The sequence below is a fragment of the Mesorhizobium huakuii genome, from assembly GCF_014189455.1.
Lineage (GTDB): Bacteria > Pseudomonadota > Alphaproteobacteria > Rhizobiales > Rhizobiaceae > Mesorhizobium > Mesorhizobium huakuii_A.
Genome location: NZ_CP050298.1, coordinates 89455 through 104312, shown reverse-complemented (window position 1 = coordinate 104312; position 14858 = coordinate 89455). Strand labels below are relative to the sequence as shown.

Below are 14858 nucleotides of genomic sequence, written 5' to 3'. Positions count from 1 at the left end.
ACTTCTTTGTTCACATGAGCCCTGGTGTGGGCAATAACAATGAGAATGATTGGATCAATCTGTTCTGCGCGCCGGGGACCGGAAGGCTGGAGCCGCTGCCATTCTCATGAAAGAGAGAGGGAGGTTTTGCCCCCCTCTAACTTACGTCTAGGTACTGCAGCGGCGCTTCGAGATCGTTACTCCCAATCCGACGTCTCTGGCGATTTTAGATCGGGCTCGTGCATAAGCAGGGGCGACCATTGGATAGTCCGGGGGAGGTGCCATTTCTGCCTGTATTCATCAGGTGTCATCTGGTACTTCGTCTGCAAATGTCGTTTCAACGACTTGAAACGTTTACCATCCTCCAGGCAAATGAGATATTCCTCATTTATTGATCCTTCCTCTTTTACAATCGACCCTAGCTGCATGGTGCCGTTTTCCGCAAGACCAAGGGAAGGATCGTCATGACCCTTGCTGAGAATGTGCTGAAGACGCGCCACAAGCGGCGGAAGGTCGGCCGGCGATATATCGTTTCGATTGAGATAAGCCACAATAATGGCCGTTAGAGATGCGACAGTAACGTTCTCGGAAGGAATTGGAGACTTGCGATCCATATCTTACCTACAATAAAGATGGCCACGTCCCAGCTAAAAAGCCTTTTTTACGCGTTTCGCAGCCAAAATACTGTTGATCTGCTCAAACTCTGCCGGCTATCGCGGGCGAGTGTTGAGAATTACCGTAGATACAGAGCCGGTATTAGATCAGGTTGGATCGCAAAAAATCATCCCCCATAATTGTCCAAAGCTCTACCACAGCATCTGGTTTTGTTGCAACGGCTGAATAGGGGCGCAGAGAGGCCCTGATGCGAGGTCAATCAGGCGGCGAGGATTTCGAACTGCTCGGCCAGGGACGGATTCGGATTGAAAGGCGTACATCGCCTGTCGCTTGCGCATCATGTGAATCATTTCGATGCCGGTCAGCCCTGACTTTGCTGCGCGCGCCGCGGTCTCGACCGTCTGCCGGGACAGAACGCCCTGAGAGCACACTTCCAGGACATCAGAGCAGAACGGCCCTTGTCAAATACATCCGTCAGGTATCTACTCTTGCGGATCCGGATCGGCTTCAGCCAGCGCCGGGAGCCATCCTGCAAGCGATTTGTGGTGTCGCAGGATCGCCTCCCGATTGGTCTGGCTACCGTCGATGACGACGCGATCAGGTCGGCCATGACGCTCCAGCGCCTTGCGGAGGAAGCGTTTGGCCGACGGCAGGTCGCGCTGCTCGCTGAAATAGAAGTCGACGGTGTCGCCGACACTGTCGATGGCGCGATAGAGATACATCCACTAGCCGCCTTAATGCACGGCGATAAGCTTTTGACGGCCTGAAGCGACGCTGTGGTCGCCGTTGCAGTGCTTTTCCACGCGCCCCGTCAGGCGCCGGGATTGCTCCGTCGTGATGGCAGGCGGGGGTTTGCAGGTTGCGGTCGACGGGTTCGTTTCGGGCGCCTGCGCCCCATCGTTATGTCGCGAGTTGGGGGATGCGATCGAGGACGATGCGCAGGATGCGCTGGTCGGGGCATGATGTCGGCAGGTGCAGGCGGATTTGCGTTTTCATCTCGACCACCCGCGCGGCGATTTTGATGAGGCGCAATCGCAGCGTGTCGAATTGGGCGACGGCAAAGCTCGAGCGTTTCGGCATCGCAGCGCGCAGGCTCCACATCAGCCAATAGGCGCCGGCATGCAGGAAGAGCCGGAACTGGTTGGCCGTCGCTCTTGTGCAGGATGTGCGGTCGGCGGCAAGATGCGTCTTCCAGGACTTGATGTGGTTCTCGGCCGCGCCGCGCCGGCAGTAGAGGTCCTCGTAGAGCGCCTTGGCCTTGCCACTGGCCAGATTGGTGACGATGAAGCGGGTGTCGGCTCCTTGGGCGCCGACCTCGACGCGGGCGATGATGCGCTCGACGCGGCTCCAGCTGGCGGCCCCGTCAACAAACTCCTTGAACCTGCGGACCTTGTTCGTCTTCGACGCTTCAAAGCGCGCCATCGTGCGGGCTTCCAGGTCCGCGACATGCTTGCGCAGCGTCGTGGTGGGCGCCACGCCGAGGATGAAGTCGACATCGTTGGCGCGGCACCAGTCGATGACCTGCGGACTACAATAGTGGCTGTCGGCCCGGATCAGGATCCGTGTGTTCGGCCAATTGCTCCGGATCGCCCGCACCAGGCGGCGCAGATGGGGGCAGATCTCAGCCCCGCTCGGCCGACTGGCCGGTCGCAGGATCGCGCTGACGAACCGGCCCGCACCGTCGAACACTACGATCGGCTGGAAGCCGTATTCGTCGTAATGCGCGTTGAACAGGCGCAATTGCTGGCCGCCATGTACGGCGTCGAAGGAAACATCTCCAGACTGCCCATCACCAGGACCTTCCCGCCTCGGCAACGATCATGCGGGAGGGCCACGCCTTTGAAGGGCGGCCTCTGGCCGTAATCAGCCGCCTCAAACGCCGCGGCGAGCCAACGCTGCTTTTAGAATTGCCGGACGGCAGCCGGACCTACATTCCCGTCGCGTGGACGGATCTCGGGGGCCTGGGGGGTGATTCCACAGCCTCGCCGGCTAATCACTCCAGCATTGGGCGGCTTTCAGACCTTCTGCATCTGCGCTTTCTGACCGACGCTCTTCTTGAACGGCGCGGCGAGTCGCCGCCCGATGACAAGGAGGAGCGACATGCAACTGAAGCTGAGATTCGCCGAGGAAGACCGCAAGCGGCCTCCCGACCCACCCACCTGGGAGACGCTGGACGCCGAGGCGCGGGCGGAGGCGTTGCGCCGGCTCGCCCTCGTGATCGCGCGCATGCTGACAGTGAGGGAGGCCGGTCATGACTGAACACAGCAAAATCGCCGCCGGTCACCAGGCCCGGCTGGCTGTCGTCTACCTGCGCCAGTCGAGCGCCTCACAGGTGGAGAACAACCGTGAATCGACCGAGCGGCAATACGCGCTCTCCGGTCGGGCGCGCGAGCTGGGTTGGCCGGACGAGCGTGTCCTGGTCATCGACGAGGACCTTGGCCTGTCCGGCTCCGGCAGCGTCATGCGCGCCGGCTTTGCGCGGCTGACCAGCGAGGTGGCGCTGGCCCGGGTCGGCATCGTGCTTGGCCTGGAGGTTTCGCGGCTGGCGCGCAACAATGCCGACTGGCACCGGCTGATCGAGTTGGCCGGGCTGACCGATACGCTGATTGGCGATGCCGACGGGATCTACCACCCGGCTCTGTTCAACGATAGGCTTTTGCTCGGGTTGAAAGGCGCCATGAGCGAGGCCGAATTGCACGTCCTGCGCGCCCGCCTCAATGGCGGCATCCGCAACAAGGCAGCGCGCGGTGAATTGCGCCGCGGCCTACCGATCGGCTTCGTCTGGGGCGAGGCGGACGGCGAGATCCTGATCCATCCCGACGAGGCCGTCGCCCATGCCATCCGCACCGTCTTTGCCCGCTTTGCCGAGCTCGGCTCGGCGCGCCGCGTGTGGCTGTGGTTCCGCGAGCAAGCGATGAAGTTCCCGCTGTGGCTTAATGCACGCACCGAGCTGCGCTGGGGCGAGGCCAGCTACCACGCGGTTCACAGCGTGCTTGCCAATCCAGTCTATGCCGGCGCCTATGTCTATGGCAAGTATCGCCGAGAGACGGTGCTCGACGAAACCGGCGCGCGGTGCAAGCGGATACGCAAGCTGCCGATGGAAGACTGGCAAGTGCTGATCAAGGACCACCACCAGGGCTATATCGATTGGCCCACCTTCGAGGCCAATCGAGAGCGCATGGCGGCCAACACCCAACCCCGGACGCACGCCAAGGCGCAGGAACAGGCCGGTGGCGCCGCCAGAGAGGGTGGCGCCCTGCTGCAGGGCATTGCCCGCTGCGGCCACTGCGGGCGACGGCTGCACACCCATTATCGCGGCCGCACCGTGACGCCGGGCTACCATTGTCCCGGCAAGGTGGTCGTCGAGGGCAGAGGCGTCCATTGCCTCAATGTTGGCGGCGGGCAGATCGATGAAGCCGTGGTGGCGGCCTTCCTGGAGGCGCTGGAGCCGGTGCACCTGACCGCCACGCTCGAAGCGGCCGAGCGGCTGGAGAACGATCGCGACGCAGCACTCAAGCAATGGCGGCTCGACGTGGAGCGCGCCGCCTTCGCCGTCAACCGCGCCGAGCGCCGCTATTGCGCCGTCGATCCCGACAATCGCCTGGTCGCCCGCAGGCTCGAGCAGGAGTGGGAGGAGGCGTTGCGCGCACTGGAGGCGGCAAAGGCGGAACTGGCGCGGCGCGAGGAGCAGCGTCCGCGCGTCCTGTCGGCCACGGAGCGGGAAAAGCTGCTTGCCCTCGGGGCCGATCTGGCGAGCGTTTGGTACGCGCCCACCACCACGCCGCGTGACCGCAAGGAATTGCTGCGCACGCTCCTCGATGAGGTCACCCTCCATGTCGATCGCGACGAGGCAGCGGCGCTTCTCGTCCTGCGCTGGAAGGGCGACGCTACGAGTCGCCTCACCGTCGCCTTGCCGCGCTCGCGGCCGGCGACGGTTCGTACCGACGAGGACACGCTGGCGCTGCTGCGGCGGCTGGCACCGCATTATCCCGACGCGGTCATTGCCGGCGTCCTCAACCGCCAGGGCCGCCGAACGGCGTACGGCCACCGGTTTGACGCCAACCGCGTCGGCTATCTGCGTAAGCACTGGAAGATTCCCGCCTGCAAGGCCAAGCCACCAGCCGCCGACGGCGACATCGTCACCGTCCGTCAGGCCGCTGCCGCGCTCGGCGTGGCGCCATCGACGCTTCACCGCCATGTCAACGACGGCCTCATCCCGGGCGAACAGGTGACACCCGGTGCGCCATGGCGCATTCGCCTGACCGCCGAACTCAAGGCCCGCTTCCTGGCCACGCCTGGCGAAGGCTTTGAGCCCATCCGCGACGCCATGGAGAACCTCGGCCTGTCGCGCCAGGTCGTGTTGCAGCGAGTAAAACGCGGCGAACTCGAAGCCGTCCATGTCGTGCGTGGACAGAGAAAAGGCCTATGGATCAAGACGATAGACCAAAATCCCAGCCTCTTCGAACAGATACCGTGAACCAGGGGGTATTATGACAATGGATCCAACGTGTCGTCGATGTCGAGCACAATCCGCTTCGGCACCTGCCGGAAGGAGGCGCAGTAAAGGTCGATCATCGCTCGCCCCATGGCGACCAGCTCCCGCACGCCGGGCAGGTTCTCCAGCCTGCACATCGTCGACTGGGAGGCCAGATCCCGACCCGACGGCAGCGCATCCTGGGCCATCTTGAAGACCGGATCGGAGCGCAGCCGGTTGGCGTCATTGCCATCCTCATAGCCGGCGGCGATCATCTTCATGCGAAAGCCGATCATGTCCGCCAGGCTGTGGACGACCTGGTCCGGGCAGCGCGGATCATCGATGCAACGCGCCAGACGGTCGGCCACCCGCAGTCGTTTTTCCACCTCGGCCAGCGCCAGAACGCCACAGTTGGAGGACAACATGCCGCCGTCGAAACGGGCGACGACGGACTTGCCGCCCACTGATGACAAACCGCTCAGCGGCAGGGTAAGATCATTCATGGCGGGTGTGGTCTCCGGGAAATGATTCGGATCGGCTTTAGCAACCAAATCCTACGTCATTTCAACGGTTTGCTCCACATCCGCCAACCCGCCGTGAATTTTTCGGGCTAGGGCATAGGTCATCGATGGAAGACACCGACGCCTTCGATTTCATTGAACGCTGCGAATCTCATCGGCGATCAAAAAGCCTTCTGGACGACCTTCTTTCGACGGTGAAAGTGCTGGGCTTCGATCATCTGATTTTTAGTGGGGTTCCCGTCGATAGTCGAAAATTGGCTTCGATGGTGGAGCTGAACGGTTGGCCTGTGGCTTGGTTCGAACGGTATGTCAGTGCCAATCACGCGGCTGTCGACGGGGTCAGCATCTTTGCCGCTCGCACACTGAAACCTTTCTTTTGGGCTGACATTCCAGAAAGGTTTTCCGCAACTAAACAATCGAGTGCGGTGCAGGGTGAAGCGCGAGAATTCGGCATGCGCAGCGGATTTGCCGTTCCGATGCTCAGCCTCCATCACGGGCGATCCGTCATGTCTTTTGCATCGCCGGGCAACCGATGCGACATTTCAGACCGTCAAAAGAAACGGCTTGTTGCCATGGCAATGTACGCGGGGCAGTCTTTGGCAGAAAAGGATGATGAGCCGCCTCACGGCCCAACAATTACACAGCGGGAAAAAGAGATGCTGTATTGGGCGGCCCTTGGCAAATCCGCCTGGGAAATATCTGAGATACTCGGCTTGGCGGAGAGAACGGTGGAGTGGCACCTCCAATCGACTCGCAAAAAATTCGGCGTTGCCAAAACCATTCAAGCAATTGTTGAGGCCATAAGACGGGGGATAATACACCCTTGAATTTGTCAACCCGTACTTGTCGCGGGTGACGACTGGCGCACGAATCGTAACTTTCTTGCTAGAAAGCGGAGAGAACGGCGATGATTCAAGCGCACGTTGTTACGAGCGAGAACAAACACCTGTATGCGCACGAATTCGACCAGTTTCTGCGCTGGCGACATGATATTTTCGTCAACCAAAAAAGATGGCGGCCAGAAAGCCCTGATGGCCGGGAAACCGATGAGTTCGACACGAATGCTGCAACGTACATCCTGGGAATTGAGGACGGCGACGTGGTTACATCGGCCAGGCTGATACCGACCAGTCAGCCTCATCTGGTCTCCAAGATGTTTCCACAGATGTGCGAGCGCACCGGGGTTCCGTGCCGATCCGATTGGGCGGAATGGACCCGCACCTACGTTGTGCCATCCAAGCGCAGTGTGTCCCGTCGCGGCACTCTCACCGAATTGTGCTGCGCGGTGATGGAATTCGCTGTCGAAGAAGGGCTCTCTGCCATCGGAGGCATCCAGGAAACCTGTTTCATGTCGCATCACCAAGTTCTCAAATGGCAGGTCACGCCGCTCGGCCTCGCCCAGGAAATAGAAGGCGAAATGTGCATTGTGGCCTACATCCACGTCGATGACGCGGCGCTGAAAAGTGTTCGCCGCCTACTCGGCATCGATCGGACGCTGCTCGTGAGGCGGGGCCCATTGAAACCTTTTATCCAGGACGGGCATTAAGATCTGGCCGAACAATATACCCAGCGAATGAAGCGGTTCGGGCGTGACGACAGTTTTGTAATACGCTGCGGCCCTTCTCGCGCTGCAAATGATGAGAGGAATCGTAACGCCTAAGTGAAGGTAGATCGTGCCATGATGCGCATAAATCTACTGGCCTAATCGGCCCGAAGCTGATGAGGTTGTCTAATCGCCGTGGGGACGTCAAGTATCTTCGTTCTTGGAGATGCGTTTGCCGGGTACACGGTTGTCTTCGCGGTCGACATCGGTCGCCGCATGATGGAGCTTCGCGGGAGGAGCCTTCAATGTGGACGACGCACTTTGCTGAGTCAGCGGTGCAACCCCATCAGCGGAATGGCTCGGCCCCACGTCCCGGCAGGGACGTCTCAGGCGCTCAGATCCTGAACGCTATCCGCAAATTTCATGTTGTTGCTCCTGCGTTCCGATCAAAGAGCTCGCCAGTCTTGAGCATCGCATGCATCGTGACCGCCAGTTTGCGCGCTACGGCAACGGCCGCGCGTTTGAAGCCGATCCTCTCGCGGAGCTTGAGGCCCCATGTCCGCAGGGTGCTCTCGGTCGTGCTACGCGTCAGAATGACCGACGCTGCTTCGTAGAGAAGCCCTCGCAAATGGCGGTCACCGCGTCGGGATATATGGCCGTCATAATCGACTTCTCCGGATTGGTAGCGGCGCGTCGTCAGGCCGATCCAGGCGCCAACAGATCGGGACTTCTTGAAGTTGCCCGGATCTTCAATGGCAGTGGCGAAGGAGGTTGCGGTGATGGCGCCGATGCCAGGGATCGACATGAGTATGCGGCATGCCTGGCTCTGACGTGCATCTGCGACGAGCTGGCGCCCAAGCTCGGCGGCACGAATCCGTATCCCGCGCCAGGCTTCCAACATCGGCAGCACGATAAGAGCAAGTTCCTTGTGATCGATAAGAAGGCCCCGAACGTTCTTCTCGAATGTGGTTCCCTTACCTGCAGGAACGAGCAACCCGAATGTCTTCATGAGCCCCCGGATCTGGTTTGAAAGCTCGGTGGTGATTCGGACCAGCCGGGTGCGAGCCGACACGAGCGTCCGGGTCAACATGCTGTCGAAACCTTTCACGCGCACCTCGCGAAAGAACCCGACTTCTGCAAGCTGCGCCAAACCATCGGCATCATTCGCATCCGTCTTATTCGCCGCCATATCGAGCGCAGCTTTGGCGTGACGGGCATCGATGCAGATTGCCGGTAATCCCTTGGCGCGTAGCGCATGATAGAACCATACGGAGAGAGGCCCCGTTTCGAACACCACTCGTTTTACAGCTGGCGCCCGCTTACGGACAAGCTCGGCAATGATGTTGGGATCAGATGCGCACTTCCCGCGCCAGATCCGTTCGCCTTCACGGCGGATCGAAACTGCCGTCTCTTTCATCGACACATCGAGACCGATATATTCTTCCATGGCTGTTCTCCATTCGATGTTTGGGCCCGGCGTCAGCCGTGAGCCCGTATTTCCATCCTATCGGGGAACAGCCACCCTCCAAGACTACGATTGATTTCTAGGGCAACTCGCTCCCGCGATTACCCCATGTGGAAGGCCCTTCCCGAACGGCATCAAAAGTGCCCAACGTGGTCGTGAAACGCCACAAAGCAGAAGGACCGCTCCATGAAGAATATTACCACAGTCGGGCTTGATTTGGCCAAATCCGTTTTTCAGGTTCATGGGATATGAAGATGGAGCCGTGATCGTGCGTCGTGCTCTGCGCCGCTCGCAGTGGATGTGTTGCAACGTTTTTGTTACTCGCGAGTGGCAAGGAGCCTTCGATCATTTCGGAGGTTGCAATGTTCAAAGGCGGCCAGTTCGACCAATCCGTGATCCTGCTGTGCGTGCGCTGGTACCTGGCGTACAATCTGAGCCTGCATGATCTTGAGGAGGTGATGGCCGAGCGCGGGCATTACGGTCGATCACACGACCATCCACCGCTGGACGGTTCGTTTCTCGCCCTTGTTGCTCGAGCGTTTCAACCGGCGCAAGCGTAGCGTGACCGGCAAATGGCATGTCGACGAGACCTACATCAAGGTCCGCGGCCAGTGGATGTATCTCTATCGCGCCATCGACACTGTCGGTGACACAGTCGAGTTTTGGTTCAGCGAGCAGCGCGACCTGCCCTTCCGGGCAGCGGGTGTGTCGCCGCCAGGACGACGATGGCTCCGCCACAACCGTTGGTAGCAGCGCTTCATGGCTACTGCGGACGACAGTGTCGGGTTTACGATGATGTCGGAGATGGGGCAGCTCGCCACGTTGGAATTGAAGGTTTTATTCCTTTGGCATGATTAGTGCAGCAGATGATCCGCAAACGTTGCACGCAACCGATACAATGAGATGAGAGGTGAGCGTCATCCGGATTCTTTGCGTTAACGGTCCCTCAGTCTTCACGGGGTGGGCAGCCGCGCGGGCGCTGGCGCACGCCGGCCATCCCGGTAGTCATCGAGCCAGTCTGCGTAGAACAGGAAGCAGGATGAAAGCGAGATCAGCATGAACTCGAATTTGAAATGTTTGGCCCAAGCAACTGCCATCGCCTTGCTCTGGAAGGTCAGCGCTACGTCGGCGCACGAAGGTATGTGGATGCCGGGCCAGATTACGGAAGTGGGCGCGGCCATGCGCGCGGATGGGCTCCAGCTCGATCCCGCCCAGCTGCGCCGTCTGGACACTGGCAGGGGCTGTCACGTTGTCTAAAGGGCGGCGAGTGTAACGCGGTGAGATGCCGTTCAGGCAGTGATGCCGGCAGCGGCTTTCCATTCGGCGATGGCTTGAAGGCGATGATTGCGGATTTGGGAGGCAGAGCAGTTTGTGCAGGCTGGAACGAAGAGATTGCGGAGGGCGGAGAAGACCGACACAAAGTGCTGCAATGAGCCAATCGACCGGAAGCCCTGCCGCATCCGCTCCCGTTTGCGAAACGGCACATGAGAATTCTCCGCCCGGTTGTTAAGGCCTTTGTGCGAACGATGCTCGACATTCGCCATGACTTGGCGTTTCGCCGCGCCGTAGGAGCGCAGCCTGTCCGTGACCATCCGCTTCGGAGTGCTCCCCTGCTTCTTCAACAACCGGGTCAGCAAGCGCCGGGCAGCCTTGGTGTTGCGGCGGGTCTGGACGATCTCATCGAGCACGTAGCCGTCCTGGTCGACAGCGCGCCACAACCAGCGTCGCCTGCCATTGATGCTTACCGCGACCTCATCAAGAGGCCAAATGTCATCCTTCGACGGCGGCTTCCGGCGGATGCGACGGGCATAGTCGGGTCCATATCTGCGGCCCCAGCGGCGGATCGTCTCATACGAAACCACGATCCCACGCTCCAGCAGCATCTCCTCGACATGGCCCAGGCTCAAGGGAAATCGGTAATAGAGCCAAACGGCGTGCGCAATGATCTCGGTCGGAAAGCGATGGTTGTTGTAGCGGGCGGCAGCTCGCTTCAGACATGCCCGGTGCCTATCGTCAATCCGTTAACGCTGAAACAACGTGACAGCGCCCGGCGGAATCAACGACGGCGCCACCACGTCGCACCGATGGCCGAGGCGCGTGAGTTGGCGATGAACGCCATAGCCGCACGGGCCGGCCTCATAGCAAACGCCAGCGGCTTGCCGGACCGTCCGAGACGGTCGCACAGCTTGCTGATGGTATCAGCATCATTGGCAATCTCGCCGAGATAGTCCACCGCGCCGGAGCGTCTGCTCTCCGCCACCGAGATCCGTTCCTTGTGAATATCAAACCGACAAATCTGATATGGTCCATATGGCCCGTCTCCCATGCATGAGGCTCTGCGCCGGCCAGCCGGCTTAACCCTCGTACCGTTGCATATCGGATGACGGGCCGCCCTCAGGCCAGCAATCATAGGGACTAGGATGCGAGCATTGCCAGACCCCCAGTAGATTCCCCAGTAGATTGAACATTGGCGCTTGTTAAAATCATGGCCGTGGGGTCGCATCGGAGCCGTCACCATTGAGGGAATGCAAGGGCATGACCAAGCCTAAAACAATAATGACCGCGACGACCGGATAGCCATTCGGTCAAACCGGCAAGCCGGCGACCGAATTCCGCTCTATTGCAGAGATGGGTCGAACAGGTCCGAACAACTCCATGTCCGGCCGATGACGAGCACTGGAAATCCACAGAAGGCAGCTTAATCGACCCGCATGCATCGCAGGCAACAAACCATCGCCAACCAGAGGGATCAGAAAATGTCCAAGACCGCAGACAAGCCGAGCGAAACCGTCGAATTCCGGGCCTTCGACCCTGGCAAGGCCACCGATCAGTTCCGCGTTGTCGCCGAAAAGGGGGTCGAGCAGTCAAAGGAAGTGCTTGCCAAATTCCAGTCGAGCGCTGAAGATACCCAGAAGGCGCTTCAGTCGACCTTCGAAACTGCCAAATCGGTCGGCAATGAACTGTCACTGAAGATGCTTGCCGCGCTGCGCGCCAATGCCGAAGCCGACTTTTCACATCTTGAAACTCTGGTCGGCGCGAAGTCGCTGTCCGAGGTAATCGAGCTGCAGACGACCTTCCTACGCAAGCGCGTCGAAATGAGTGTCGCGCAAGCCAAGGACATCCAGGCGCTCACCACCAAGGCGGTCACCGACGTTTCCAAACCAGTAAAGGACGCCTTCGAGAATACGCTCAGGGATCTCAAGGTCGCCTGATCGTTCAAGCGACCGAATACCCCGCGTGTCAGCACGGCCCGCTGACACGGGGACCGCAGTGACCGCACCGTTCCCATGACGGCGACGTTCCGCCTGGAATGCGATGCGACCTGCTTCGTCAGGCGGGGCGTGCAATGCAAAATGAGCATACGCACATCAGAGAGATCGTCGACCAGAAGGATAACGAAATGGCCAAGACCGAAGATCAAGACATCGAAACAGTCCACTTCCCGGCATTAGACCCTGCCAAAGCCGCCGATCAGCTGCGTGTAGTCGCCGAAAAGGTGGGCGAGCTGTCGACAGGAGCTCTCGTCAAATTCGCGTCGGGTGCTGAAGACGCCCAGAAAATGCTCAAGTCCATCTTCGAAAACACAAAAGCGGTCAGTAACGAGCTGTCGTTGAAGACGATGGGTGCATTGCGGGCCAACGCCGAGGCAGACCTCTCTCATCTACAGGCGTTGGTTGGCGCGAAGTTGCCGTCGCAAGTTATCGCGCTGCAGTCGAACTTCTTGCGCAAGCGGGTCGAAATGTGTGTGGAGCAGGCCAAGGAATTCCAGGCACTCAGCACCAAGGGGGTGGCCGACGTCACCAAACCGATCAAGGACGCCTTGGAGAAGGCGCTGACCGACGTAAAGGCGGCCTGACCGTCCCGGCTTGCCGCGGTGGAAAAGCACCCGCAGGTGTGGGATGCAGCCCTCCGGCACCTAACGACGGCAATTGCCACCGCAACCAACCTGCTCAATCCGGACCTGATCGTCTTTGGCGGCCACCTGGCCGAGGCCCCGGAAAGCTTCATCGACCACATCCGGGCCGGCGTCCTGCCGCCGATGCGCGATGTGCTTCGGATCGAGCGGTCTAGCCTTGGCCCCGGCGCCGGCGCCATCGGTGCTTCCGCAGCGGCGCTCGACCAGTTCTTCTATTCGGGGATGTCGCGATGAGCGAGGCGGCGAAAGCGACGCGCGCCAGTGGCGGGCCGCAGGAGGGCCACGGCACCGACTATGCCGGCCTTGCGCTCAATCTTTGCGGGCTCGTCGCCGGCATCGCCATCTGGTGTGCGCTGACGGCGGGAGGCGCAGTGGGCCTGCCGCCGCCGCCACAGGTCGCGGCAAGGTTTGCTGATGTCATCGCCAGCGGGCAGCTCGCCACCGACATCCTATCCAGCCTGGCGCGGGTACTGACTGGCTTCCTGCTCGGCGTGATCCTGGCGATCCCGGTCGGCTTCGTCATGGGCTGGTACAAGGTCGCGCGTCCGCTCATCGAGCCCTACCTGCAGTCTTCCGCATGATCCCGCCGCTAGCCATCATTCCGCTGGCGATCAGCGCCCGGGACATGACGATCTTCCTGCTCGTCATCATTCCCGCCTCGACGCCGTTCATCCTGGTCGGCATGCGCATCGGGCTCGGATCGGCCTGGGCGACGCTGGTCGCGGCCGAGCTGATCGCCGCGCAGACCGGCCTCGGTTTCCGCATGCAGCAGGCACAGCTCTACTACGACCTGCCGGCCATCTTCGTCAGCCTGATCACTATCGGCATCCTCGGCCTTGCCATGGACCGCATCCTGCAGGTGATCGAGCGCCGGCTGACCGTCTGGCAGGAGCGGGTGTGATGCCGCCCAAGATGGTCTTCGACAACGTCACGCGCCGGTTCGACCTCAAGGACAATGCCTTCGTCGCGCTCGATTAATCAGAAGGAATGACGACGATGCTCTCAAGACGACAGATGCTTGGCGCTAGCGCCCTTTTGGTCGGGTCGGCCGCGTGGACCAAGACATCGGCGCAGGGGTTGCCTGACGCGCCGATCATGGAATCCCCCGACATGCAGCCGCCGCTCTTTCCAAAAGGCGGCCCCGACTACCAGCCGGTGGTGACGCTCAACGGCTGGACCCTGCCACATCGCATAAACAACGGCGTGAAGGAATTCCACCTCGTCGCCGAACCCGTCGAGCGCGAGATGGCGCCGGGCATGACCGGCTACTTATGGGGCTACAACGGGCAGTCCCCCGGTCCGACAATCGAGGCCCTGGAAGGCGACCGCGTCCGGATCTTCGTCACCAACAAGCTGCCGGAGCACACCACTATCCACTGGCACGGCATGATCCTGCCGTCGGGTATGGACGGCGTGGGTGGGCTGACGCAGCCCCAAATCCCGCCTGGGAAGACCTCCGTCTACGAGTTCGACCTGGTTAAGAGCGGGACGTTCATGTACCACCCGCATTCTGACGAGATGGTCCAGATGGCCATGGGCATGATGGGCTTCTTCGTCATCCACCCGAAGGACCGAAGGAAAATCCGCCTGAGATGGCAGTCAGACGCGCGCCGTCTGGTGCATCGTGACGAGCCCGGCGCTTATTACGAGGCACAGCGTTTGGCCGCTCGGGCACGGGCTTCAGGGCAAGCCGGCGAATTCGTCCATTGGGCCAAGGTGGCGGCCGAAATAGCGAGGATCTCGCCTCGTTCGCATATGGATATCGCAGTGGTCCAGGCGATCGTCGACGATGAGACGCGACGCGGAGAGGCTTCTCGCAGCCATAACGATTGAACTGGCGGCCGCGCCGAGATCGCTTCGGCACGGCACGGAAGCCGTCCTTTCAACCTGAGGCGCTGGACGGGACCGGATGTACCCCGCTCTTCATGGATGGCTTTCCTGGTCCTCCGCCCGACCTTTCCGATCAACCCGCATATGTGGAACGGGCGCTGTCACGTTGTTTCAGCGTTGACGGATTGACGATAGGCACCGGGCATGTCTGAGGCTGCCGCCCGCTACAAGAACCATCGCTTTCCGACCGAGATCATTGCTCACGAGCGTTGGTGCATGGATCCTTTGTCAACGGTTTGGCGATAGGCAGGCAGGATCGAAATCAGCTTGATGCGAGAGCCATGCCGTACAAACACAACGCAGATCGTCGTCATCACGTCGGAAAGATGAAATTCAGGGTGACGAATTGGCGTGACTACGAAGCAGGTCTGCGCCGGAGACGGCCGGTCATGCAATCGGGCTCAAACCTTGGATGCCGAAACAGTCCTGGAGTTCTGCTCATGCGTTGCTAAATT

The 14858-nt window shown here is 60.6% G+C and carries 11 protein-coding genes and 9 pseudogenes; 12 read left to right on the top strand and 8 right to left on the bottom strand.

Annotated features, from left to right (window positions below; genetic code table 11):
* Positions 1-147: 147 nt before the first annotated feature.
* From HB778_RS36825 to HB778_RS36815, 3 pseudogenes are all read right to left on the bottom strand, one after another.
* A pseudogene (locus HB778_RS36825) lies at positions 148-593 on the bottom strand (MucR family transcriptional regulator).
* Between the two features lie 260 nt (positions 594-853).
* Positions 854-1319 (bottom strand): annotated as a pseudogene (locus tag HB778_RS36820) (DDE-type integrase/transposase/recombinase); the annotation flags it as partial.
* Positions 1320-1494: 175 nt separating this feature from the next.
* Positions 1495-2370, bottom strand: a pseudogene (locus HB778_RS36815) (IS1380 family transposase); the annotation flags it as partial.
* Positions 2371-2694: 324 nt separating this feature from the next.
* On the opposite strand from HB778_RS36815, the gene HB778_RS36810 reads away from it, so the two are divergent.
* Positions 2695-2853, top strand: coding sequence for a hypothetical protein (locus HB778_RS36810; protein ID WP_183454876.1), 159 nt, complete (start codon positions 2695-2697; stop codon positions 2851-2853).
* Entirely contained in the window at positions 2846-5071 is a 2226-nt protein-coding gene (locus HB778_RS36805) for a recombinase family protein (RefSeq protein ID WP_183465554.1), read from the top strand. The genes HB778_RS36810 and HB778_RS36805 overlap by 8 nt, the downstream gene beginning before the upstream one ends.
* Positions 5072-5094: 23 nt before the next feature.
* Here HB778_RS36805 and HB778_RS36800 read toward each other — a convergent pair.
* Positions 5095-5571, bottom strand: a pseudogene (locus tag HB778_RS36800) (transposase); the annotation flags it as partial.
* A 125-nt stretch (positions 5572-5696) separates the two neighbouring features.
* Here HB778_RS36800 and HB778_RS36795 point away from each other — a divergent pair.
* Together HB778_RS36795 and HB778_RS36790 are read left to right on the top strand one after the other, a co-directional pair.
* A complete protein-coding gene (locus HB778_RS36795; RefSeq protein ID WP_183454880.1) occupies positions 5697-6416 on the top strand; it encodes a helix-turn-helix transcriptional regulator in 720 nt (239 codons plus the stop codon).
* Between the two features lie 80 nt (positions 6417-6496).
* Positions 6497-7135, top strand: a complete 639-nt coding sequence (locus tag HB778_RS36790; protein WP_183454882.1) for an acyl-homoserine-lactone synthase — start codon at positions 6497-6499, stop codon at positions 7133-7135.
* A gap of 418 nt (positions 7136-7553) precedes the next feature.
* On the opposite strand, the gene HB778_RS36785 is transcribed toward HB778_RS36790, so the two are convergent.
* On the bottom strand, positions 7554-8579 hold the full coding sequence (locus HB778_RS36785; protein WP_183453740.1) for an IS110 family transposase: 1026 nt from the start codon (positions 8577-8579) through the stop codon (positions 7554-7556).
* Positions 8580-8783: 204 nt separating this feature from the next.
* Here HB778_RS36785 and HB778_RS42235 point away from each other — a divergent pair.
* Both HB778_RS42235 and HB778_RS36780 read left to right on the top strand, forming a co-directional pair.
* Positions 8784-8892: pseudogene (locus HB778_RS42235) on the top strand (IS110 family transposase); the annotation flags it as partial.
* Between the two features lie 67 nt (positions 8893-8959).
* Positions 8960-9284 (top strand): annotated as a pseudogene (locus HB778_RS36780) (IS6 family transposase); the annotation flags it as partial.
* A gap of 266 nt (positions 9285-9550) precedes the next feature.
* Here HB778_RS36780 and HB778_RS36775 read toward each other — a convergent pair.
* The 3 genes from HB778_RS36775 to HB778_RS36765 all read right to left on the bottom strand — a co-directional run bounded on the left by HB778_RS36775 (position 9551) and on the right by HB778_RS36765 (position 10857).
* A complete protein-coding gene (locus tag HB778_RS36775; protein WP_183454884.1) occupies positions 9551-9778 on the bottom strand; it encodes a hypothetical protein in 228 nt (75 codons plus the stop codon).
* A gap of 108 nt (positions 9779-9886) precedes the next feature.
* Positions 9887-10591 carry an IS6 family transposase gene (locus tag HB778_RS36770; protein WP_183465569.1) on the bottom strand — a complete coding sequence of 235 codons (705 nt, stop codon included), beginning with the start codon at positions 10589-10591 and terminating at the stop codon, positions 9887-9889.
* Positions 10592-10653: 62 nt separating this feature from the next.
* The gene (locus HB778_RS36765) at positions 10654-10857 is read right to left on the bottom strand and encodes a hypothetical protein (protein ID WP_183455063.1); all 204 of its coding nucleotides are present in this window, start codon (positions 10855-10857) and stop codon (positions 10654-10656) included.
* Between the two features lie 496 nt (positions 10858-11353).
* Between HB778_RS36765 and HB778_RS36760 the strand changes: the two genes are divergently transcribed.
* From HB778_RS36760 to HB778_RS36735, 6 genes and pseudogenes are all read left to right on the top strand, one after another.
* Positions 11354-11809 carry a phasin gene (locus HB778_RS36760; protein WP_183465553.1) on the top strand — a complete coding sequence of 152 codons (456 nt, stop codon included), beginning with the start codon at positions 11354-11356 and terminating at the stop codon, positions 11807-11809.
* Between the two features lie 188 nt (positions 11810-11997).
* Positions 11998-12453 (top strand): phasin, encoded by a 456-nt coding sequence (locus tag HB778_RS36755; protein WP_183454886.1) that lies wholly within the window; start codon positions 11998-12000, stop codon positions 12451-12453.
* A 36-nt stretch (positions 12454-12489) separates the two neighbouring features.
* Positions 12490-12747, top strand: coding sequence for an ROK family protein (locus HB778_RS36750; RefSeq protein WP_244662113.1), 258 nt, complete (start codon positions 12490-12492; stop codon positions 12745-12747).
* Positions 12744-13414 (top strand): annotated as a pseudogene (locus HB778_RS36745) (ABC transporter permease). Before HB778_RS36750 ends, HB778_RS36745 begins: the two are co-directional and overlap by 4 nt.
* A 95-nt stretch (positions 13415-13509) precedes the next feature.
* Positions 13510-14092 (top strand): annotated as a pseudogene (locus tag HB778_RS36740) (multicopper oxidase domain-containing protein); the annotation flags it as partial.
* Between the two features lie 592 nt (positions 14093-14684).
* Positions 14685-14783, top strand: a pseudogene (locus tag HB778_RS36735) (IS5/IS1182 family transposase); the annotation flags it as partial.
* Positions 14784-14858: the final 75 nt, after the last annotated feature.